The sequence below is a fragment of the Myxococcus sp. CA056 genome (assembly GCF_013336715.1).
In the GTDB taxonomy this organism is placed as follows: Bacteria; Myxococcota; Myxococcia; order Myxococcales; family Myxococcaceae; genus Myxococcus; species Myxococcus llanfairpwllgwyngyllgogerychwyrndrobwllllantysiliogogogochensis.
Map to the genome: position 1 here is coordinate 738,445 of NZ_JABUMT010000001.1, position 21,513 is coordinate 759,957.

The following is a 21,513-nucleotide window of genomic DNA, read 5'->3' on the forward strand; positions in this document are numbered from 1 at the left end:
GCCGAGAGGCTTCTCAGCGATTGATGACGAACCCGCAGGCGGAGTCGAGAGTCACCTTGGACCCACTCAAGGCCTGGAGCAACCGCTCGTAGTGCGAGTGTTCGGCGCCGAGCTGGGCAGCGAGAGCATCGTCGGACAGGCCCTGATGGTCCAGGGACAGCCGGAGGCGCTCCAGGGCGGAGTCCCGCTCGGCTTCAATGGCCTCGCGCGCGGAGGTGGTGAGCTTCGCCAGGGCCGCCTCGGCGCCCCGCTGGCCCACTGGCACCGCCGCGTCCACGAAGGCGTCGAAGCCCGGGAAGGCGCGTGACACCTCGTCGCCCTTGAGCGACTTGCCATCTGCCTCCAGCGCGGGGATCAGCGAGTCCTCCACCTTGGGCCCCGCCGCGCCGCCGTCCACCACGGCCACGTGCAGCAGGGTGCGCTCCAGGAAGCGCGCCAGTTGACGGCTGGGCACGCGCGCGCCCGGGGAGGTGTCCTCCGGCTCCGGGAGCTGCACGTGGTAGAGCAACTCCACCCCACGCGCCTTCAGCGGCCCGCGCTTCTCGATGAAACGAAAGGCGCTGCGCCCATAGGGGCCGTCGCGCAAGAAGCCGAAGAGGGCCTCCACCAGGGGGTGCCCGGTGGCGAAGTACTCCAGCTCCTCCGCCTCCACCGCCGTGTCGCGCCAGAAGGTGCCCAGCCGCGTGTGGTCCTCCATGACGTCCAGCCCCGGCAGCCCGTCCACCTTCAGCGCGTGACCGAACTGGAAGGCCACCTGGAAGGCCTCCACCTGCTCGTCGATGTCCACGCCAATGCCCACCCGCCGCGCCAGCTCCGCGACGGTTTCCTCCAGCCGCTCGTCCAAGTCCCGGGCGACGCTCCACAGGCCGTCCTCCACGCCGGGCGCCTCGCCGTCCTCGTCCTCGTCGGGCTCCAGGCCCATCCGCTCCTGCGCGCGCTTCACCAGCCGCTCCACCGCGGGCCGGTCGAAGCTGCGCACGTCCAGCAGCGGGTCATACGCGCGCTTCACCTGCTCGCGCGCCGCTTCGACCTTCGCCTTCAGCTCGGCGGCGTAGGACACGCGCGCCTCGCGCGGCAGGAGCGCCAGCTCCGCGAGCCGGTCCTCCACCTCCTCCAGCACCGCGTCCAGGCCGCCCACCGTCTCGCCGAAGACACCGACGGCGTCCGCCAGCAGCGTCAGCACGTCCGACGCCAGCGTGCCCACCGAGTCGAAGACGTGAATCTCCACCGGGTGCGTCTGGCCGATGCGGTCCAACCGGCCAATGCGCTGCTCCACCGTGGCCGGGCTCCAGGGCAAATCGTAGTGGACCAGGTGGTGCGCGAACTGGAAGTTGCGGCCCTCGCCGCCGACCTCGGTGCACAGCAATACCTTCGGACCTTCCGGCCCCCGGAAGCGCGCCACCTGCCTGTCGCGCTCCAAGAGCGGCAGGTCGCCGTGGTAGCCCAGCGCCTCCACGCCCTCGCGCCCCAGCTCCGCCTGGAGCATCTCCAGCGTGTCCCGGCTCTCCGTGAAGACGAGCACCTTGGCCGCGGGCTCCGCCTTCCACACGCCGCGCAGCACCCCCAGGAACGCGCCGAACTTCGCGTCGCGCGAGGGCAGCTTCAGCACCTCTGACTGCGCCTTCAACACCGGGTTGGACCGCACCGCGCCCGCGAAGGCCGCGGGACTCGACTCCAGCCGGCGCAGCACGTTGCCCAGCGGCGCGCCCCGCAGCGTGCCCGCCGCCAACGTGGCGAGCGCCGCGTCGCGGACCTTCAGCTCCTCCGCCGGCAGCGTCACCGGGTGGCGATGCAGCCTGCGCGTGGAGAAACCACCCACCACCGCACGACGGTTACGCACAAGCCTGTCGCTCAGGCTGTACGTCTCCGCCAGGTGCTGGAGCAGGGCTTGCGGCTCCTTGAGCGTCTTGAGCCGCGCGTCCTCGGGGAAGCGCTTCGCCAGCGCCTTCACCGCCGCGTCGGGCTTGCCCTTGCCGCCCTCCATCAGCGCGCGCACCGCGGTGGACAGCTCCTCCTGGCGCGCCAGGCGCTCCTCGAAGCCCGCGACGCTGGGCGCGGTGGCCGCGTCAATCAGCGTGAGCAGCCCGTGGTACTCGGCCGGGTCCAGCTGCATGGGCGTGGCGGTGAGCAGCAACAGGCCCCAGGAGTTCTTCGCCAGCACCCGCGCGGCCTCGAAGGCCCGCTCACCCTTGAGGTGGTGCGCCTCGTCGATGATGACCAGGTCCCAGAACGCGCCCTCGGCGCCAAGCTCCTGGCGGTGCTCCTCGCTGCGGGAGAGCAGCTCCAGGCTCGTCACCACCAGCGGGAAGCGCGCCCACGGGGAGACATCCGGCACCTCCTTGAGCGACTGCGCGTAGCGGTCCGAGTCCATCAGCGTGAAGAGCTGGTTGAACTTGTGGAACAGCTCCACCAACCACTGCACGGTGAGGTGGCTGGGCGCCACCACCAGACACCGACGCACGAGGCCCGACAGGCGCAGTGCGCTGAACACCATGCCCGCTTCAATCGTCTTGCCCAGGCCCACCTCGTCGGCGAGCACGAAGCGCGGCCGGCGAGCGGACAGCACGCGCTGCACCACGCCCACCTGGTGCGGCTTCACCATGATGCGGCTGGCCAGGAGCGCGCCCAGCGCGTCACAGCGGCGCTCGTCGTCCAGGACCAGGGCCTGCTTGCGCAGCGTGAAGGCGCGGGCCTCACCCACGCGGCCCTCGCGCAGCGTGGACAAGAGGTCCGAGCGCGGGGGCAGCGCGCGCACCTCCGACTCCGGCAGCTCGTCCTCCTCGCCCGTGTCCGCGTAGCGCAACACGTAGCGGCGCAGTCCTCGCGCGCCCGGCTCCTCGGCCACGACGAGGGCCAGCCGCCCCTTGTACGTCAGCACCGGCTCACCCGGTGGCAGCGGATACGACACCAGGGCGCCGCCCTTGGTGGACACCAGCACCGGGGCGTCCTCCCGAGCGGGGAAGACGACGAGCGCCTTGGCGCCTTCTTCCTGGAGCGACAGCAGGTGTCCCACACCCCATTCGGGCTGCGGGAGGTAGCGGACCTTCAGACCTTCGACGAGGGACATAGGCGGTGCGGGACGACCCGAGCAAAGAGGGGGTCCGCCTCATAACCCCCTGCCCTGGCGATGGCCATTCCTGATGGGCCCCCGCGCCCGCCACGCAACACCCCCAGTTGTCGCGTCCGACGCGCGCCGACCCCGAAACAGGGGTCCCCGCGTGGTCCAACTTCCACCCTGGGAGAGTCACGAAGCGCCCTGGGGCGACTCAGACTTTGTCCAACCGGGCAATGTTCCCGCTCCCTCACATCAGGGATGCTGGACGTCGCCTTCCTGATGCGGGTTCCCGCTAGGGATGGGGGGGAGTGCCACATGATGCGACGTTGGACGTTCGCTCAGCGAGTCGGGGCGGGTGTGTCCGCCTGCATGCTCGCCGGTCTGCTGCTCCTCGTGACACTCCTGTCCGCGGTGCACGGACTGCTCACACATACGGAGACCACGCACGTCGCGCTGCGACAGGCGCTGCTGGCCGGCTGCGTGGGCCTTGCCGGCGTGGGCGCGCTGGGCTTCGTGCTGCACCACGCGCTCGCGCCGCTGCACGCCCGGCACGAGCACAGCGAGCAGCGCCTGCGGCTGTTGATGGAGGCGGTGACCGACTACGCGCTGTGCTTCCTGGACCCCAACGGCCGCGTCACCGCGTGGAACGCCGGCGCCGAGCGCCTCACCGGCTGGGCGGAGATGGACGTCACCGGCGGCACGCTGGAGCCCCTGCACCCCGAGGACGCGGTCGCCGCGGGCGTGCATCAGGCCCACCTGGAGCGCGCCGCGCGCGAGGGGCGCCTGTTGTCCGAGGGCTGGCGCGTGCGCCGCGACGGCTCGCGCTTCTGGGCGGAGACGCTGCTCACCGCGCTCTGGGACTCGCGCGGCCACCTGCGGGGCTTCGCCGAGGTGACGCGCGACATCACCGAGCGCCGGCGCATGGAGCGCGCCCAGGCCCTCTTCGCCGAGGCGGGCCGCGTCCTCCAACCCCTCTCTGGCGCCCGTGAAGTGGGCGAGGCCCTCACGCGACTGTGCGTGCCCGAGGTCGCCGACGCGTGCATCCTCTTCCTGCCCTCCGCGGACGGCCAGGTGCGTCCCCAGGCCGTGGCGTGCGCGGACGCGCAGGCGGCCAGCCGCATGTGGGAGCCGCTCCTGCGCAGCCCGCACGGCGACGAGGTGGGCCCCCACCATGTGGTGTGCACGGGCCGCGTGGAGCTGCTGCCAGAGGTGGACGCGGAGCGACTGCCGCAGGCGCTGGAGAGCACCGCGCACGGGGAGCTCTTGCGCGTGTTGGGCGTGACGTCCTCCCTCACCGTGCCGTTGGCGGTGGGCCCGCGCGTGCTGGGCGCGCTGTGCCTCTTGTCCACCGGCGCTCGCCGCTACGGCCAGGTGGACCGGGCCTTCATGGAGGAGCTGGCCGCCCGGGCCGCCCTCGCCCTGGACAACGCGCGCCTTCTCGCGGAGACCCAGGGCGCGCTGGAGCTCATCGGCGTGGCCGCGCATGACCTGGGCAACCCCCTCAGCTCGCTCCAGCTGAGGCTGCGCCGGCTGCGCCTGCTGGATGTCACCGCGCACGAGCCCCGCATGCGGGACGGCCTTTTGGGCGCGGAGAGCGAGGCGCGCCGCATGGGCCGGCTGCTGCACAACCTGCTCGACTTGTCGCGCCTGTCCGCCGGACACATGACGCTGGACCGCGAGGACATGGACCTGGCCGCCCTGGTGCGCGAAGTGGCCGAACGCCACGCCGAGCAGGCCACCGCCGCCGGCTGCGCCCTCACCGTGCGCATCCATGAGGACGACACCTCCGGGCAGTGGGACCGGCTGCGCCTGGACCGCGTGGTGACGAACCTCCTGAGCAACGCCCTCAAGTTCGGCCACGGCCAGCCCATCGACCTGAGCGTCCACGGCGACGCCACCCATGTGCGAGTCACGGTGAAGGACGCGGGCCTCGGCATCGCCCCCGGCGACCAGCAGCGCCTCTTCCGCCGCTTCGAGCGCGTCCACGGCGAAGGCCATCACCACCCCGGCACCGGCCTGGGCCTCTACATCGCCCACCAGCTCGTCGAAGCCCACGGCGGCTCCATCCTCCTTCGGAGCCGAATCGGGGAAGGCGCGGAATTCACCATTGAACTTCCCAGGACGCTCCAGGGCAGGTCCTGCCTTCCCCTACAAGTCAGCGCCTGACCTCCTGTAACTCCTTCAGTGAATTGCGAAAATTCCGACACTTGACGCCTTCCTGGGTTTGAGCCCAGCGGATTATTTTCCTAGAAGTTGAAGGCATCTGTTCAATCCAGATATTCTTCGTACGGCTAAAAAGGCTCGAACCGGGGAAACCCGGAAACGGGAGAGACCCGGCCCACATCGTCCCCCCGACGAAGGGCTACAGGGTCCACTGGCCGGGGCGCCAATGGCGGCGTCCGAAACCACACGTACGAGGAGATTCACCCATGGGTGGACTTGGAGCACCCTGGTCCCAGCGCGAGGCGTGTACGCACCGCCCGCTCGGTTACCCCACGACCAGCCAGACGTTGCTGCTGGCGGCGGTGACGGGGTTGCTGGTGGCCTGCGGCGGACCGGACCTGGACTCGCAAGAGGCTGTCGCGGTGGACGCGCTGGAGTCGGAGGCCCAGGCGCTGTCGGGCCGGGACGACTCGCGCCGCCCGCGCCCCCCCGAGCCCGTGGGTCTGGCGCTCGAGGTGAAGAACGGCCAGGGCGAATTGGTGCGCGTGCGCGCCGGCGGCACCTTCTTCATCAGCCAGATTGATATCCGCGCCACCGTCCAGGCGCTCGCGGACCACAAGGACTTGAAGACGCTGCGCACCACCAGCGACTTCGCCGGGCTGGGCTGGTCGGGCGTGCGCGCGGTGGACGAGGAGCCGGTGCTCCTGGGCGGGCCGACGGGCTTCACCCGCCGCCGCTTCTACCGGGGCGCGGCGTGGATGGACGTGCCCAGCTTCTTCACCGTGGAGCCGGTGGACTCGCGCGGCCGCCTCACCGGCCTGCCCGTGCTCCTCAACATCGGCGCCGAGCACCAGCGCCGGGACCGCACCGACGACTTCTTCATCCGCCGCCTGCGCGCCATCCACACGACGACCGACTGCCGCGCGCCCAACGACTGCACGGGCGCCAGGAGCTTCGAGGAGGAGGCGCTCGTCGAGGTCCGCAACGCCTACGAGCACGCCAAGCAGCGCACCCTCAAGCTGACCTCCGGCACCACCTCCCTGCGCCTGCGTTGGAGCCTGCGTCCCTTCGCCCCCTACTCCATCCCCGTGGAGCAGGTGCAGAACCCGGACTATGCGTACGGCTTCGGCATCGACGTGGCCGCCCTCACCCCGCCGCGCCACGACGGCACCTACGCGCCCGGGTCCGAAATCACCTTCCAGGTCACCCTGCGGGACGGGGAAGGCAAACGGCTTCACCCCTCGGGAAGTCTGCCGTCCTACAATGAGGTCGCGCCCGTCGGCGGAAACGCGGCGGGCATCCAGTACTATCGGGCCTTCTTCGATGCGACGACGACGTACTACCGCCGCAAGCACCGGGAGCGGATGCTGATGACGCAAATCATCGGCCCCGCACAGAACATCCAGCCCATCCGCTCCATCATCGACATCGACGCGTTCCTGGACCCGGAGGTCGATGAGCAGGTGGTCGCCACCGAGGCGCGCGATGGCGTCTTCTCCCAGTTCGCCATCCTGCCCTTCGCCAACATCGTCTTCCGCGGCGCGTTCTTCCCCAGCGAGGGCCTCTGGGACCGCCCCAACACCGACACGTGGCAGTACAAGATTCCCGCCGACGCCACGCCGGGCACGTACCTGGTGACGGTGAAGGGCCGCCGCGTGTACCTGGGCGAGGACGTGCCGGGCTCGCGCACCATCGAAATCCAGGTGGGCACGAAGAAGCGCACCGAGGCGACGCTGACGACGGGCCCGTGCAACAGCTGCCACAGCGAGGGCGGAGAGCTGTCCGAGGTCCTGCACGGCAACGACAACCGCGCCGCATGCAACGGGTGCCATTCGCCGCTGGGCTTCGAATTGGAAGGCCCCATCTTCGTGCGCACGCACTTCATCCACTCGCGCTCCAACCGCTTCGACGCGCCCCTGGAGAAGTGCTCCTCCTGTCACCTGACGAAGGAGAGCATCCAGCGCACCAGCAAGGCCGCGTGCCTGTCGTGCCACACGAGCTACCCGGACAGCCACGTGGCGAAGTTCGGCCCCATCGAGAGCATGTACGTCGGGGGAGGCAGAGAGTCCTTCCAGCAGTGCACCGGCGCCTGTCATACCGAGCACCCGCGCGCCGGCCTCTAGCCGCCGCCAGTCCCCCCGGAGGTCCTTCATGGCACAAGTGAAGATGCAGACGGCTCGCACCACGTTGAAGGAGCCCGAAGCCGCCGCGGAGGACCTGTTGAGCCAGTTGGGCACCATCAAGCCCGTGCTGGTGACGATGTTCGCCTCGCGGGACAGGGACCCGTACGCCCTGAACCGCGCGGTGCGCGCGCGGCTGCCGTCGGGCACCCGGCTGGTGGGCGCCACGACGGCGGGCGAATTGGACAACACCGGCATCCACGAGGGCAGCGTGGTGTTGTCCGCGCTCTCCGGCGACCTGGAGGTCGGCCTGGGCCTGGGCACCCAGCTCTCCGTGGATGCGATTTCCGCGGGACAGGTGGCCATCAGACGCGCCTGCGAGGATTTGGGCGTGCGGCAGCAGGACCTGGATCCGCGCCGCTACGTCGGCCTCGTCATCGACGACGGCTTCCGCTACAAAAAAGAGGAGCTGCTGCTCGGCATCCTGGAGCGCAGCCAGACGCTGGTGCTCGTGGGCGGCGGCGCCAGCGACGACAACCGGGACCCGGCCAAACAGTCCGCGCTGGTGCACGTGGACGGCGAGGTCGCCACCGACGCGGTGCTCGTCGCGCTGTTCCGCACCAGCGCGCCCTGGGCCGCGCTGCGCTCGCACTGGTACGTGCCCACCGGCGAGAAGCTCACCATCACCAAGGTGGACGAGAGCCACACGCGCGCGCTCGAAATCGACGGCCACCCCGCCGCGAAGCGCTACGCCGAAATCCTGGGCGTGGAGGACGTGAGGGACCTGGAGTTCGGCACGCCCCGGGGCTTCGCGGTGCGCCCCACGGCGCTGCGCGTGGGCCGCGAGTACTTCATCCGCGCGGCGTGGAGGCCCCAGGAGGACGGCTCCATCCTCTTCGCCAACCTGCTGGAGGAGGGCACCGAGCTGGAGCTGATGAAGCTGGGTGACATGGCGGGAATGACGCGGAGCTTCTTCACCGAGGAGATGCCCCGCCGGGTACACAACCCCCAGGCCGCTCTGCTGTTCCACTGCGGCGGGCGCATGTGGTACGCGCATGCGACCAACTCCGTGGCCGAACTCGCGGAGACCCTGAAGGCCGCACCCACCGCCGCTGGGATGAACGTGCACTTCGAAATCTACTCGGGGTTCCACATCAACACCACGTTGACGACGCTGGTGTTCGGGGCGAACTGAGCCATGGCCACCTCCCTCACCTCCTCCGTCCCTCCGACGGACACCGCCACCCTCCTGCTCGTGGCGAGCGAGCGCGAGTGCCAGCGCGTGGAAGAGGCGCTCGGCCACGCGGGTGTCGTCGCCCGGACCGAGCGCGCCACCAGCACCGAGGCCCTGACGGCCGCGCTGGGGCGCTCCTGGTCGCTCGTCGTGTGTGGTTCGGAAGTGCCGGGCCTGGGCTTCGCGGAGGCGCAGGCGCTGTGGCGCCAGCACTCGCGCGAGCTGCCCTTCGTCGTGCTGTCGCGCGACTGGAGCGACGACACGCTGGAGGCCAGCACCCGCGCGGGCGCTCGCGACTACGTCAGCGAGGACCGCTTCAACCGGATGGCGCCCGTGCTGCGCCGCGAGCTTCCCCTGGCCGGGGACAGGCTCCGCCATGACGCCACGGCGGAGGAGCTGCACCGCACCAACTGGATTCTGGGCAACATCATCGACGCCCTGCCCTTCGTCCTCTTCGTGAAGGACGCGGCGACGCGCCGGCTGGTGGTGGCCAACAAGACCTTCGCGGACGCGTTCGGCGTCACCAAGGAGTGGCTGCTCGGCAAGCTGGACCACGACTACTTCCCGCAGGAGCAGGCGGACTCGTTCGTCGCCATCGACTCCGACATCCTCGCCACCAAGAAGATGCGCTCCTTCGAGGAGGTGGCGCGCGCGGGCGGCGTGGACCGCATCTTCGCCACGCGCAAGCTGCCGCTCCTGGATGGCGGCGGCGAGGCCCGCTACGTGCTGGGCGTCACCGAGGACATCACCGAGCGCAAGCAGAACGAGGAGATGCTGCGCGCGTCCAAGGCGGAGCTGGAGGCGGCCAACAAGCAGCTCGCCGCCAGCCTGGAGGAAATCAAGCGCACCCGCGCCGTGTCCGCCCGCTCGCTGGCGTCCTACCAGCAGCGCGCGCTGCAGATGGAGATCATCCGCCAGCAGAACGAGGACCTGGACCGGCTGGCCCAGGAGCTGGCGGTGGCCAAGCGCAACGAGGAGGAGCGCGCCCGCGAGGCCGAGGCCGCCGCCCGCCTCAAGAGCGAGTTCCTGGCCAACTTCAGCCACGAAATCCGCACGCCGCTCAACGGCATCATCGGCTACTGCGACCTCTTGATGCGCGAGGAGGGCTCGCGCCTGACGGCCCATGGCCGCCGCGACTTGAACGTCGTCAAGACGAACGCGAAGACGTTGCTCGCGCTCATCAACGACATCCTGGACCTGTCCAAGATTGAAGCGGGCAAGGTGGATGTCGTCACCGAGCCGGTGGACGTGCAGGAGCTGGCCGACGAGTGCATGGCCACGGTGAAGGAGTACCTCAAGGGCAAGGACGTGGCCCTGACGACGCACATCGACGGCCAGGCGAGCATGCTGCGCACCGATGCGCTGAAGCTGCGGCAGATCATGCTCAACCTCTTGAGCAACGCCGCCAAGTTCACCGACACGGGCGAGGTCGCGCTGAGCCTGGTGCCGTCCGGCGACGAAGTCGTGATGACGGTGGAGGACACCGGCGTCGGCATCCCCGCGGACCAGCTGCCCTTCATCTTCGAGAAGTTCCGCCAGGTGGACGGCTCCACCACCCGCAAGGTCGGCGGCACGGGCCTGGGCCTGGCGATTGTGCGCGAGCTGTCGCGGGTGCTCGGTGGCACCGTCAACGTGGTGTCCACGCTGGGCCGGGGCACCACCTTCACCGTGCGCCTGCCCAACACGGCGAACCGGCCGACCAGCGCGCCTCAGGTGGCCCACGAGCGCGGCGTGCCCGTGGCGGAGGTCGCCCAGCACGTGGGCGCGCTGGCGCAGCCCGGCAGCACCGTGCTGGTGGTGGATGATGATCCGCTCATCCAGCAGCTCGTCACCGGCCAGTTGGAGCCCGCGGGCTTCAAGGTCGTGGTGGCCGAGGACGGCATCGCCGCGCTCAAGCGCGCCCGGGAGCTCAAGCCCCAGGCCATCCTGCTGGACATCCACCTGCCCAAGCTGGACGGCTGGTCCGTGCTCAGCCAGCTCAAGGGTGACCAGGCGCTGGCCAGCATCCCCGTCATCCTCATCTCCGTGGAGGAGCAGCGCGCCCGAGGCTTCTCGCTGGGCGCGTGCGAGTACCTGGTCAAGCCGGTGGAGCCCGAGCGCCTGGTCGAAGTGGTGCAGCGCTGCCTGGGCCAGCCGTCGGGGACGTCCGCTGGCGTGGGCGAGGTGCTGGTGGTGGACGACGACTCCGCCACGCGCGAGCTGGTCAGCCGCAACCTGCGCCGCGCCGGCTTCTCCACCGCCGAGGCTCGCAACGGCGAGGACGCGCTGCTCAAGGCGCGCGTCTCACCGCCGTCGCTCGTCGTGCTGGATTTGATGATGCCCAACCTGGATGGCTTCGAGGTGCTGCGCCGGCTGCGCGCGGAGAAGCTCCAGGTGCCCGTCGTCGTGCTCACCGGAAAGTCGCTCACCCACGAGGAGGAGTCGCTCTTGCGCGACGGCTTCGCGGGCTTCGTGAAGAAGGGCGGCCATGCGCTGGAGGACGTCATCGCCCAGGCCAAGGGCCTGCTGTTGTCCCAGCGTGCCGCCAGCGCCGGCAGGCTGCCTCGCATCCTGTATGTAGAAGACAGTGCCCAGAATCGAGACATCGTCCGCCGCTACCTGGGCGGACTGTTCGAGGTCATCGAGGCTGAGGACGGAGAGCACGGCCTGGAGCGCGCGACGCGCGACAATCCGGACCTCATCCTGATGGACCTTTCCCTGCCACGACTGGATGGTTGGGAGGCAACACGTCGCTTGCGTGCGGTACCCTCCGTGGCCAACGTGCCGGTCATCGCGGTGACGGCTCACGCGGGGCGGGAATATCAGGACAAGGCACACGCGGCGGGCTGCACCGCGTACCTCACCAAGCCCCTTGATCGTGACCAGTTGCTCGAGATGATCCGCAAGCATCTAGGGAGAAGCCATGGCTGAAGAAAAAGCACGCGTCCTGGTGGTGGACGATGACCCGGACCTGCTCGACCTCGTCCAGCGCTCGCTGAGCTCCTATGGGTTCGAGGTGCTGACCCACACCTCGGCGCTGGGCGTGTCGAATCTGGTGAGCGCCTCCGAACCAGACTTCGTCCTCATCGACGTCAACTTCCCCGCCCTCAAGGGCGACAAGGTCGTCAACCTCGCGCGCCAGTACGCGTCCGCGAAGACGAAGTTCATCCTCTACTCGGCCTCGGACGAGTCGAAGCTGCGCTCGCTCGCGCTGGCCTCCGGCGCGGACGGCTACATCTCCAAGAGCGTCCAGGGCGAGGAGCTGGCCAACCGGCTGCGCACCTTCCGCCTCAAGCCGCGTCCGCCACCGGCCACCTGAGCCGTTGTCCTTCCGTGCTCCGGGCCACCCAACGGCCCGGGGCGCGACACCCGCCGTACCCACCGTCGTAGCGAGCCACGTCCGCTGTCCCAAGTCGGGCACGTCTCCTTCGCGCTCCCACCTCTGAATGCCCACCTCTCCCTTCGGAGGGCACCATGCACACGCCACATGGTTACAGTTATGCGGAAAAGTTGCGGCAGGAACTGGATGAGCCTCTCTTCAACCCGATGCTGAAGAAGTGGGTCGGCCGCGGAGAGCTGGACTACGAGGTGTACCTCAAGACACCGCAGCTCCTGGCGTTGCAGGCGCCGGAGGAGCAGCGCGTCTCGCATGACGAGCTGATGTTCCAGGTGGTGCACCAGGCGCAGGAGCTGTGGCTGAAGCTGGCTTCGCGCGAGGTGGTGGAGGTGGTGGCGGAGCTGGACCGCGACGCGTTGTGGGCGGCGTCCGCGAGGCTGGAGCGGGTGTCGCGCATCGTCCAGGGCCTGAAGTCGGAGCTGGCCGTGCTGGAGACGATGACGCCGGATACCTATCAGGTCATCCGTCGCAGCCTGGGCAATGGCAGCGGGCAGGAGTCTCCCGGCTACAACATGCTGCGCAAGGCGGCGGAGGGGCTGGAGCAGGCGTTGGAGCGGCTCCTCGCGCGACGCGCCCGGACGTTGCTGGCCGTGTACCAGGGCGGACCGGACGACCTGAAGCGGCTGTGCGAGCAACTGGTGGACGTGGACGAGGCCTTCCAGGGCTGGTTGCACGCGCACTTCCAGCTGGTGCGGCGCACCATCGGCGTGGACCGCGCGGTGAAGGCGCTGGATGGCCTGCCCACGCAGGTGCTGGCGGGGCGCATGACGCTGCCCCTGTTCCGTCAGCTCTGGGACGTGCGCGTGGAGCTGACGTCCGGGTGGCGGCGCGAGGGAGGCCATGCGCCAGGCGCTCGTCGCGAGGGCTGCATGGAAGGCGCGCTGGACGCCTACGCCGCGCCTCCGGCCAGCGCCGTGTGTCCGGTACACCACGCGGGCTTCCCTCCGCCCCGGGGCGAATCGTGACGTCGAAGCCGCGCACGGTGGCGGACTCTCCGCGCGCGCTCTTGCACCTGCTCTACAACGGCGCGAAGGCGGTGGACGTGGTGGAGGCGTCGCTCCAGCTGGGTCTGCTCGACTCGCTGGAGGGGCCCGCCCCCGTCTCGCTGGCGGAGCTTTCCGCGAGGCACGGCCTTTTGCCGGGCCGGCTCTACAAGCTGCTGGACTGCCTGGAGAGCCTGGGACTGGTGACGCGCGAGCAGGACACGGACGCGCTCGCGTCGGCGCGCTACCACGCGGTGCCGGGGCTGCGCGAGGCGGCCGTCGCCGTGGTGGGGCCGCAGGGTCGGGAGAAGGACCGCGAGAAGTTCGCGTGGCACACGCTGCACGGGCGGCTGCCCGAGGTGCTGCGCGGTCAGCACTCCATCTCCCCCGACGACTTCGACTGGCCCCTGCGCACGCCGGAGCAGTTGGAGGGCTTCGAGACGAGCATGGCCGCGGGGCTGCCTCCCATCCTGGAGTCGCTGCGCCTGCACGCGCCGAGGCTGTGGAAGGACGGCGTGCGCGTGCTCGACGTGGGCGGCGGTGACGGCAGCCTCGCGGCGTTGATGACGCGCGAGCACCCCGCCGCGCGCGTGGACGTCTACAACCTGCCGGCCACCCAGGCGCTGGTGGAGCGCACGCGCGAGCGCTTCGGCCTGACCGCGTCCCAGCTGGGCTTCGTGGGCGGAGACTTCCTCACGGAGCCCCTGCCCTCCGGCTACGACGTGATGACGTTCGTCCGCGTGCTGCACGACTGGTCCGCGCAGACAGCGCAGGCGCTGCTGAAGGCCGCGTGGGAGGCGCTTCCCTCCGGGGGACGCGTCGTCATCTGCGAGGAGTTCCGCACGCCCGAGCGGCTGGCCGCGCAGTTCTTCTGGACGTACTTCCTCATCGGCGTGGACTCGTGCGTCAGCCGGCTGCGCGAGGTGGAGCTCTACGTCCAGATGCTCGAGGGCGCGGGCTTCCAGCACGTCGACGTGCTGCGCGGCGGGCCCTTCGAGCTGGTGACGGCCGTGAAGCCCTGACGTCGTCGTCCAATCCCGGAGACGACAGCACGGGCCAGGGCAGACACCACGTCCTGCTCTGCCCTGGCCCGCTGGGGACCTTCCTCGCGACGACCCGTGCGCTTGGGGGGAGGGGGGAGGAGCGCCAGGGTCTTCACACCCTGACACGCCCGCGCGCACGTGCCCATTGCCTGCAAGTGCCGGCCCCGGGGACTCAGACTCCTGCCGGGCGGTGAACACCCAGCTGGCATGCGAGCACCGCCAGCTGCGTGCGGTTCTCCGAGCCCAGCTTCTTGTAGATGCTGGTGATGTGCGCCTTCACCGTGCGCTCGGTGATGCTCAGACACGCGGCGATTTTGAGGTTGTCCGCGCCCGCGGCCACGTAGCCCAGCACCTCCCGCTCGCGCGGCGTCAGGAGCCCCAACTCCACGCTCCCCATGGGCACCTCCTCCTGCGGCATGAAGCCCGGGACGGAAGGGACCCAGGACAATCCCGTAGGCATCAGCCGCTCGCCGCGCGCCACGCGTGTCACCGCTTCCACCACCTCCGCGCAACCCACGTTGTGTTTCCAGAGGTACCCCGCCGCGCCCGCCTGGAGACACTGCTCCACGACTTCGGGCTCGTGGTGGCTCGACAGCACCAGCGCCTTCACCGTCGGATAGAAGTCATGCAGACACTGCAGCGCCGTCATGCCCGTGGTCGTTCCATCCTGGTCCGGCGGCTCCAGGCGTAAGTCCAGCACGGCCACGTGCGGCATCTGCTCCCGCACCCGCGCCAGGAAAGGCGGTGTCTGCGCGCAGCGCGCCACCACGTCCATCCCGGCGCTCTCCAGTACCAATACCAGACTCTCCCTGAAGACCTGCTGGTCTTCCAGGAGGGCCACTCGGATTCGCTCGTTGGAAATGTCTGTTGTCATCACCACTCCAGATGCAGTCCGTGCTCTCGCGATTCAGCGCGCCGAGCACCGCACCAGTTGCCGTGTTCATCAGAGGATGTTCAAAGAGTGTTCAAGGAACGTTCAAGGTGAGGAGTTTCCATCGTTCCTGGGGCCCTCCATTCACAAGACGAAATCGATGGCGGACCTTCATCCGTATGTCAGACATCCAGACTCCGCGCAGCGGGATTTGGACACGCAGTCCACACAACCCATACCCGTGCGGGCTGAACGTCCGCACTCGTGGGTCCCCCGCTCTTGCCGCTGTCCACGGCCTGGGTTACAGCTCAAATCATGTCACCCGCGTCTTTGCCTGAGAATGAACTCTCGGCCATCGCTGAAAAGGTGAGGAAGACACACGGCCCTGACTTCGCGCACGAGCCCCAGGCGCCCGCCAGACACTCCTGGGCCCTGGAAGGTGTCGCGGGAGCGCTCGCGGTGCTCCGAGAGGACGTGGTGCTGTGGGTCAACCTGCGATGGCAATCCCTGACACTGGCGCGAGGTCCCTGGCGCCATGTGACGGACAGCGGGCAGGAGGAAGGGCCCGCACTGCTCACCCTGCGCAGCGTCGTGGCCGCAGAGGCCCGCGCGCTCGGGGTGGAACAGACGGCCCGCACCGCGCGCTACAGCTACGCGGGAGGTCACCAGCAGATGGAGGTGCGGGTATGTCGGGTGAGCCGGGAGGCGCCCGTGGTGCTGGTGCTCGCCCGGGACGTCACCGAGCAGGTTCACTTGGAGGAGGCGCTGGCACGCGAGCGCCGCGCGCTGGCCGAGCGCGAGCACCTGCGCATGCTCAGCGAGCAGGCCTCCGGCATCGCACATGACCTGAGCAGTCTGCTGGTGGCGATGAAGCTCCGGCTGGAGATGCTCCAAATGAGCGACCTCAAGCAGGCGGCCCCCGCGGCGGCGCCGCCCGCGCACGTGGACACGCTCTTGCGCATCGTCGCCGACGCCACCACCCGCCTGTCGCGCCTGCGTGACTTCGCGCGCCAGCGGCCGGAGTCCCCGGTGGAGCCCGTGCAGCTGGCGGACGTGGTGCGCGACTCGGTGGAGATTGCCCGCGACGAGCTGGAGTCCCGGGCCGCGAAGCAGGGGCTGACCTTGCTGTTGGACGTGGACGTGCCCCGGCTGCCGCTGGTGGAGAGCTCCGCGGCGGACCTGCGCTGCGTCTTCCTCAACCTGCTGCGCAACGCGCGCGACGCCATGCCCCAGGGCGGCACCCTGCGCGTGCGCGGACGCCCGGCGCTGGGGCACTCCATCATCACCGTGGAGGACGAGGGCACCGGCATCCCGGAGGAGCACCTGCTCTCCATCTTCCAGCCCTTCTTCACCACCAAGGGCCAGCACGGCACGGGCCTGGGCCTGTCCATGGCCCATGACGTGGTGACGCGCGCTCAGGGCACCCTCACCGCCGCCAACCGCCCGGAGGGGGGTGCCGTGTTCACCATCACCCTGCCCGCCCTCCAGAGGAAGGCGGCCTCCCGGGAGCGCCCCGCCACCTACCGCTCCGGCTGAAGACGGCCCGGGTCCATGAGGCAGCGGGGCGGGTGGAGACACACCCGGACACCCCGGCACGTCCTGCCGCCAGCACGAGAAAGTCGGGCCCCCGGAGGACAGGAGGGTGGCGACAGGGACGCGAGCCTAGGTGATAATCCGTAGGCCACCCGGCCTGGTGGCGATATCCGGTGGGCGGCGGCACCCAATCCGCGCTCTCAAGGGGGAGGCGTCATGTCGGAGATGAAGATCCGCGTGCTGGTGGTGGATGATGACCAGGAGCAGCTCACCCTGGCGGAGCGCTCGTTGTCCGCGTTTGGTTTCGATGTTCGGACGCACCGCTCGTCACTGGGCGTGTCCAACCTGGTGCGCACGACGCTGCCGGACCTGGTGCTGCTGGACGTGAACATCCCCGCGCTCACCGGCGACAAGGTGCTGACGCTGGCGAGGGGACAGGCGCCGGCGGGGACGCGCTTCGTGCTCTTCTCCGCCTCGGACGAGTCCAAGCTGCGCGCGCTGGCGCTGGCCTCGGGCGCGGACGGCTACATCACCAAGAGCACCCAGGGCGAGGAGCTGGCGAAGAAGCTCCACGCCATCTACGCCAAGGGCCGCGCCGTCGTGGCCGCGCCGGCCCCGTAGCGTCCGGCGCTCAGCTCAACAGCTCCGCCATCTCCAGGAAGACGCCGCGGAAGTCACCCCGCGCGCCGATGAGCCGCAGGTTCTGCGCCAGCCCACCCGTGGAGCGGAAGAACATCACCGCTTCCGGCGGCGGCTTGATTTTGAGGAAGCGCGCCGCGTTGCGGGTGAAGTGGTTGCGCATGTCGCGGGTGATTTCGCAGGACATGTAGTCGTACGGCGTCAGCCGCATGGGCCTGCCGGCGATGTGGAGCACCTCGCGGATGAGGTCCGCGGCCTCCTCGCCCGGCAGCTCCACGGTGAAGCCCACCTCCTGGCTCAGCCGCAGGATGTCCATGGGCTCCAGCCGCATGGACTGCAGGAACATGCGCCGGTTGGCGTCCACGAAGCGCGGGCTGAAGCGCTTGATGGAGCCGAAGTCCAACAGCCCCAGCCGCCCGTCCGGCATCACCATGAAGTTGCCCGGGTGCGGGTCCGCGTGGATTTCGCCCGAGCCGAAGAAGGGCCCGTACGTCGCGCGGATGAGCTGCCGCGACACGCGGAAGCGCTCGTCGTTGGAGTCGACCGTCGTCACCCAGTCCTTGAGGGTGGGCCCCTCCAACAACTCCAGCGTCAGCACGCGCTCGGCGCTGTGGCTGGCGATGACCTGGGGGACATACAGGTCCTTCAGCTCCGCCACGCCGCGCGCGAAGCCCTCCGCCAGCGACGCCTCGCGGCGGTAGTCCAGCTCCAGCAGCAGCTCGTCGCGGAACTCGTTGAAGTAGGCCGAGCCGTCCATCAACCGCGACGCCTTGGAGACCGTCTTCACGACGAGGCCCAGGTTCTCCATGTCGTGCGTGAGCGACTCGGCGATGCCCGGGTACTGCACCTTCACGGCGACGACGCGGCCGTCCTCCAGCACCGCGCGGTGCACCTGTCCCAGCGACGCGGCGGCCAGGGGCTCCCGGCTGAACTCGCGGAAGGCGTCCTCGGGGGCCGCGCCCAGCTCCTGGCGCACCACGCGCGTCACCATGTCGTAGGACATGGCGGGCGCCTGGTTCTGCAGCCGCGCCAGCACCTGCCGCACCTCCGGGGTGAGCAGGTCCGGGTCCATGGAGATGGCCTGGCCCAGCTTCATGGCCGCGCCCTTCAGCTCTCCCAGAGTGGCGACGAGCTTCTCCGCGGAGCTCTTGCTGAGCAATTCCGGCGTGCCGCCAGCCAGGCGCTTCGCGCTGCTCATGAGCACGTCGGTGCCCACCTGCATGGAGAGGCCCGCCAACTTGCGCAGCCGGGTGAAGCGGCCCTGGGGAGGAAGCGAGTCGTCGGAGTCGGAGGCCATGGGTACCCCTGGATTAACGAGGAGCCCCCCCCCAGACGCAAGACACCGCTTCCGCGTTGCACGCGCCCGGCCGCCCGCCTATCGCGGTGTGGGCGTGTTGCGCAGCCGGGCCCGCAGCGAGCGCCAGCGCTTGAGGCCCTCCAAATCCAACGGGTCCATCCGCACCGCCTGCTCGTAGGCGGCGAGCGCTTCCTGGAGCCGCCCCACCGACGACAGCGCGTCCCCGGACAGCCTCTGCACCGCCGCGCGGCCATCCCGCCCGGGGTTCTCCGCGAGGAAGCGGCGGCGGCAGTTCTCCAGCGCGGTGACGGTGAGGCCCGCGGAGAGGCAGCGCTCCACCCCTTCCACGTTGCCCAGTCTGGCGTCGTATTCGGCCCGCCGCTCCACGTGACCCAGCACGTGCAGCGCGGACGTCACCCGCTCGTTCACCCGCTCCAGCTGGGCACGCTGGCCCAGCGACAGGTTGCGGCTCTTGAGTGGCTCCAGCGCCGTACGAGCGCGTTGGGTCGCGGCCCGCAGCGTCTCCGGGGTGGCGTCGCGAGGCACCTCCAGCACCGAGTAGTGGTCACCCGCCAGGCGGGCCCTGAAGCCCTGGAGCACCCGCTCCGCCACCGCGTCCTCCTGCATGGGGGACGGCGGGGGCGTGGGTGGCTCCAACCGCACGCCGGACTTCAGCCGGGTCAGCGCTTCCTGGAAGGCGGGCGACGTGTCGCGCAGCTGGACGCCGAAGCCCGGCGTCATGCGCCACCCTCGCGCCTGCTCCTCCGTCACGTGGCGCACCACCTGCCCCGTGCAGGCCAGCTCACCACCCGGCAGTCGCAAGAGGAGGCCCACGTCGGACAGGAGCGGCGGCGGCGACGCGGTGGTGTGGAGGAAGAGGCCGGCGCGGCCCACCCATTCACAGCGCAGCTCTTGCGAGTGCGGCGTGCCCGCCATGCGCACCCGCGCGGTGAAGCCGGGAGTCACGGGCTCGGGCTCGGGCGCGAGCGCGGTGGCCAGCGCCGCGCGCAGGTCCGAGGCCTGGGCGAAACGGTCCGCGGGACGCTTGGCCAGCGCGCGGAGCAGCACGCGCGACAACGAGGGCGGCACGCCGGGCTGCACCTCGTGCGGCGGCACCGGCTGCTTCTGGAGGTGACCGATGAGCACCTCCGCCGCCGTGCGGCCCGCGAAGGGCACGCGCCCGGTGAGCAGGAAGTAGCCCAGCACTCCCACCGCGTAGATGTCCGTGCGCGCGTCCACCACGTCGTCGCCGCACTGCTCGGGGGCCATGAACTCCGGCGTCCCCAGGAGCACTCCCACTTCCGTGGTGTGCAGGCCCGCCGGACGCGACAGCAGCTTGGCGATGCCGAAGTCCAACAGCTTCACGCGCTGGCGGCCCAGCAGGCCCGGCACCAGGAAGACGTTGGCCGGCTTCAAGTCGCGATGGACGATGCCGTGCGCATGCGCGGCGCCCAGCGCGTCACACACCTGCGAGAGAAGATCCACCACCACCGACGGCGAAAGCGGCCCCTTCGCGAAGGCCGCCAGGCTCTGCCCCTCCAGGTACTCCATGACGAGGTAGGGGCGCCCGTCGCGCACGTCCAAATCGTAGAGCGCGACGACGTTCTCGTGCTGCACCACCGTCAGCGTGCGCGCCTCCGACAAGAAGCGGGCGACGAGGTCCGGGTCCTGCGCCAGGTGCGCGTGCAGCACCTTGATGGCGACGCGCTTCTGGATGAGGGCGTGCTCGGCCAGCATCACCGTGCCCATGCCACCCCGGCCCAGCTCCTTCAGCAGCTTGAAGTGTCCCAACTGCTGCCCCACCAGCGAGTTGGTGGGCGTGGCGGGCACCGGCGTGGGCTCCACCAGCATCGGCGGCGGCGTCCCCGCGTACAGCATCGTGTTGCCCTCCGCGGGCGTGTTCCGATGCGGGCGCACCCAGGTCGGGCACTCGCTTGGGTCGGAGTGCGAAGGCACGCAAGAGCAGGTGGCGTTCTGGAGGAACACGGGGAGCGGGATGGGGACGACTGGGACAGGGGTCTATTGCGCGGTGTCTCTGCGAGCCATGTGCCACCCACGATTCAACCGTGCTGGCGCTCAATCTTCATGCGGAAAGGCTGGATGGACTTCGGGTTCCGGACAGTGGCGGGAGAAGACCTCCCGTCTGACTGAAATTGTCCCCCTCTCTCTCCGCAGAAACTACAGCCATTCGGTTGAAAACATTACCGCCTGCCTCGCTTTCGGAGGCCTGGATGCGGGGAATCCATTTCTCTCTGTCGCACTCTCATGTTTTCCGGAAGACGTTCCATGCCTTTCCGGAGTCCGCGCCCCATCCCCCTCGTGAAGACGCATGGGGTGGGGTTCCTTGAGTCGAAAGATGTGACGGGAGTGCACGGGCGTCCGGAACGCGCCGCTACAGGTCGCCACGCGGGGCGCTCACGCCGACATGAGCCCGGGGCTCGCGACGCGAGGAACCGTGCGCGGCGCGCACGCGCGGGTGACGGCCTGGGCTGAAACGGGAAGCGCCTCCGAGCGGAGCCTCGTGGGCACCGCGGGAGGGCCTCGACCGGGAGTCTGCTGCTTCGCGAGGGCGACCCGCGCGGGGCCACGCGCTCGGGCCCCTGGCATCATGGTGGGAGGGCCGTCCCACTCCAGGATGAGCGGGACGGCCTCCTGAAGCGACCTCAGCCGATCATGGGCTCGCAGTAGCCCGACTCGGAGCAGGTCAGGCCTTCACAGCACGTGGCGCCCGTGCCACAGGCGCCCTCCTCGGATACACACTCGGAACCCGCGTCCGGCTCGCCCGTGCCCGCGTCCGGCTCACCCGTGCCCGCGTCCGGCTCACTGTCACATGCGCCCAACGTGTCGCCGTGCTTGAGATGGGCCTTCAACGCCGGTGCGCCCACGGAAATCGTGTGCGCGTTGTCCGGGTTGCCCGGAGGAATGTGGCAGATGTCGATTTTGGCCGGATTGAACACGCCACCCGAGCCGCCCTCGTTTCCGTCACCGGTGTCCCCGCTTCCCTTCGAACCCGGCGCGCCTTCCAGTCCACCCGTTTGAGGATCTCCCGGAAGGGAGTCCCCTTCGGGCTGGGGCGAGCCACCACACCCGCTCACCAGCAGCGTGCACAGGGCCACCGCCAGGGCGGGCTTCGCAATGAAATCCAGACTTCGCATGAACGTTCTCCGGTTCCGGGTGTACGGGTGTCGAGCGTCGCGTG

Annotated in this window: 14 protein-coding genes; 9 read left to right on the forward strand and 5 right to left on the reverse strand. The window is 69.8% G+C overall.

Going from position 1 to position 21,513, the window contains the following annotated elements; all coding sequences use genetic code 11:
• Positions 1 to 13: 13 nt before the first annotated feature.
• Positions 14 to 3,067 carry a helicase-related protein gene (locus tag HUA76_RS03020; RefSeq protein WP_174459947.1) on the reverse strand — a complete coding sequence of 1,018 codons (3,054 nt, stop codon included), beginning with the start codon at positions 3,065 to 3,067 and terminating at the stop codon, positions 14 to 16.
• 303 nt (positions 3,068 to 3,370) lie between these two features.
• On the opposite strand from HUA76_RS03020, the gene HUA76_RS03025 reads away from it, so the two are divergent.
• The 7 genes from HUA76_RS03025 (at position 3,371) to HUA76_RS03055 (ending at position 13,953) form a co-directional block, all read left to right on the forward strand.
• The gene (locus tag HUA76_RS03025; RefSeq protein ID WP_174459948.1) at positions 3,371 to 5,221 is read left to right on the forward strand and encodes an ATP-binding protein; all 1,851 of its coding nucleotides are present in this window, start codon (positions 3,371 to 3,373) and stop codon (positions 5,219 to 5,221) included.
• Between the two features lie 263 nt (positions 5,222 to 5,484).
• Positions 5,485 to 7,341 carry a cytochrome C gene (locus tag HUA76_RS03030; RefSeq protein WP_141641804.1) on the forward strand — a complete coding sequence of 619 codons (1,857 nt, stop codon included), beginning with the start codon at positions 5,485 to 5,487 and terminating at the stop codon, positions 7,339 to 7,341.
• A 28-nt stretch (positions 7,342 to 7,369) separates the two neighbouring features.
• Positions 7,370 to 8,533, forward strand: coding sequence for an FIST signal transduction protein (locus HUA76_RS03035; protein ID WP_174459949.1), 1,164 nt, complete (start codon positions 7,370 to 7,372; stop codon positions 8,531 to 8,533).
• A gap of 3 nt (positions 8,534 to 8,536) precedes the next feature.
• On the forward strand, positions 8,537 to 11,482 hold the full coding sequence (locus tag HUA76_RS03040; RefSeq protein WP_141641806.1) for a response regulator: 2,946 nt from the start codon (positions 8,537 to 8,539) through the stop codon (positions 11,480 to 11,482).
• The gene (locus HUA76_RS03045) at positions 11,475 to 11,870 is read left to right on the forward strand and encodes a response regulator (protein ID WP_141641807.1); all 396 of its coding nucleotides are present in this window, start codon (positions 11,475 to 11,477) and stop codon (positions 11,868 to 11,870) included. Before HUA76_RS03040 ends, HUA76_RS03045 begins: the two co-directional genes overlap by 8 nt.
• Before the next feature lie 155 nt (positions 11,871 to 12,025).
• Positions 12,026 to 12,913 (forward strand): tryptophan 2,3-dioxygenase family protein, encoded by an 888-nt coding sequence (locus HUA76_RS03050; RefSeq protein WP_174457424.1) that lies wholly within the window; start codon positions 12,026 to 12,028, stop codon positions 12,911 to 12,913.
• Positions 12,910 to 13,953: a methyltransferase gene (locus tag HUA76_RS03055; RefSeq protein ID WP_371817330.1), complete on the forward strand. Its 1,044-nt coding sequence runs from the start codon at positions 12,910 to 12,912 to the stop codon at positions 13,951 to 13,953. The genes HUA76_RS03050 and HUA76_RS03055 overlap by 4 nt, the downstream gene beginning before the upstream one ends.
• Positions 13,954 to 14,146: 193 nt before the next feature.
• Here HUA76_RS03055 and HUA76_RS03060 read toward each other — a convergent pair whose 3' ends face one another.
• Positions 14,147 to 14,848 (reverse strand): response regulator transcription factor, encoded by a 702-nt coding sequence (locus HUA76_RS03060; protein ID WP_217439206.1) that lies wholly within the window; start codon positions 14,846 to 14,848, stop codon positions 14,147 to 14,149.
• Positions 14,849 to 15,160: 312 nt separating this feature from the next.
• Here HUA76_RS03060 and HUA76_RS03065 point away from each other — a divergent pair, with 312 nt between their 5' ends.
• Both HUA76_RS03065 and HUA76_RS03070 read left to right on the forward strand, forming a co-directional pair.
• Complete coding sequence (locus HUA76_RS03065) at positions 15,161 to 16,381, forward strand: sensor histidine kinase (protein ID WP_141641809.1); 1,221 nt, start codon at positions 15,161 to 15,163, stop codon at positions 16,379 to 16,381.
• Between the two features lie 213 nt (positions 16,382 to 16,594).
• Positions 16,595 to 16,999, forward strand: coding sequence for a response regulator (locus tag HUA76_RS03070; protein ID WP_141641810.1), 405 nt, complete (start codon positions 16,595 to 16,597; stop codon positions 16,997 to 16,999).
• Positions 17,000 to 17,009: 10 nt separating this feature from the next.
• Here the strand turns inward: HUA76_RS03070 and HUA76_RS03075 are convergent, their stop codons facing one another.
• From HUA76_RS03075 to HUA76_RS03085, 3 genes are all read right to left on the reverse strand, one after another.
• Entirely contained in the window at positions 17,010 to 18,314 is a 1,305-nt protein-coding gene (locus tag HUA76_RS03075; protein WP_141641811.1) for an AarF/ABC1/UbiB kinase family protein, read from the reverse strand.
• Between the two features lie 78 nt (positions 18,315 to 18,392).
• On the reverse strand, positions 18,393 to 20,231 hold the full coding sequence (locus HUA76_RS03080; RefSeq protein WP_371745556.1) for a protein kinase: 1,839 nt from the start codon (positions 20,229 to 20,231) through the stop codon (positions 18,393 to 18,395).
• Positions 20,232 to 20,977: 746 nt separating this feature from the next.
• Positions 20,978 to 21,469, reverse strand: coding sequence for a hypothetical protein (locus HUA76_RS03085; RefSeq protein WP_174457427.1), 492 nt, complete (start codon positions 21,467 to 21,469; stop codon positions 20,978 to 20,980).
• Positions 21,470 to 21,513: the final 44 nt, after the last annotated feature.

What these genes read in the sequence shown, in the direction of transcription:
- HUA76_RS03020 (WP_174459947.1), bottom strand. Translation starts at nt 3,067, where the DNA reads ATGTCCCTCGTCGAAGGTCTGAAGGTCCGCTACCTCCCGCAGCCCGAA.
- HUA76_RS03060 (WP_217439206.1), bottom strand. Translation starts at nt 14,848, where the DNA reads ATGACAACAGACATTTCCAACGAGCGAATCCGAGTGGCCCTCCTGGAA.
- HUA76_RS03065 (WP_141641809.1), top strand. Translation starts at nt 15,161, where the DNA reads ATGTCACCCGCGTCTTTGCCTGAGAATGAACTCTCGGCCATCGCTGAA.
- HUA76_RS03085 (WP_174457427.1), bottom strand. Translation starts at nt 21,469, where the DNA reads ATGCGAAGTCTGGATTTCATTGCGAAGCCCGCCCTGGCGGTGGCCCTG.
- HUA76_RS03045 (WP_141641807.1), top strand. Translation starts at nt 11,475, where the DNA reads ATGGCTGAAGAAAAAGCACGCGTCCTGGTGGTGGACGATGACCCGGAC.
- HUA76_RS03075 (WP_141641811.1), bottom strand. Translation starts at nt 18,314, where the DNA reads ATGGCCTCCGACTCCGACGACTCGCTTCCTCCCCAGGGCCGCTTCACC.
- HUA76_RS03050 (WP_174457424.1), top strand. Translation starts at nt 12,026, where the DNA reads ATGCACACGCCACATGGTTACAGTTATGCGGAAAAGTTGCGGCAGGAA.
- HUA76_RS03030 (WP_141641804.1), top strand. Translation starts at nt 5,485, where the DNA reads ATGGGTGGACTTGGAGCACCCTGGTCCCAGCGCGAGGCGTGTACGCAC.
- HUA76_RS03070 (WP_141641810.1), top strand. Translation starts at nt 16,595, where the DNA reads ATGTCGGAGATGAAGATCCGCGTGCTGGTGGTGGATGATGACCAGGAG.
- HUA76_RS03035 (WP_174459949.1), top strand. Translation starts at nt 7,370, where the DNA reads ATGGCACAAGTGAAGATGCAGACGGCTCGCACCACGTTGAAGGAGCCC.
- HUA76_RS03040 (WP_141641806.1), top strand. Translation starts at nt 8,537, where the DNA reads ATGGCCACCTCCCTCACCTCCTCCGTCCCTCCGACGGACACCGCCACC.
- HUA76_RS03025 (WP_174459948.1), top strand. Translation starts at nt 3,371, where the DNA reads ATGATGCGACGTTGGACGTTCGCTCAGCGAGTCGGGGCGGGTGTGTCC.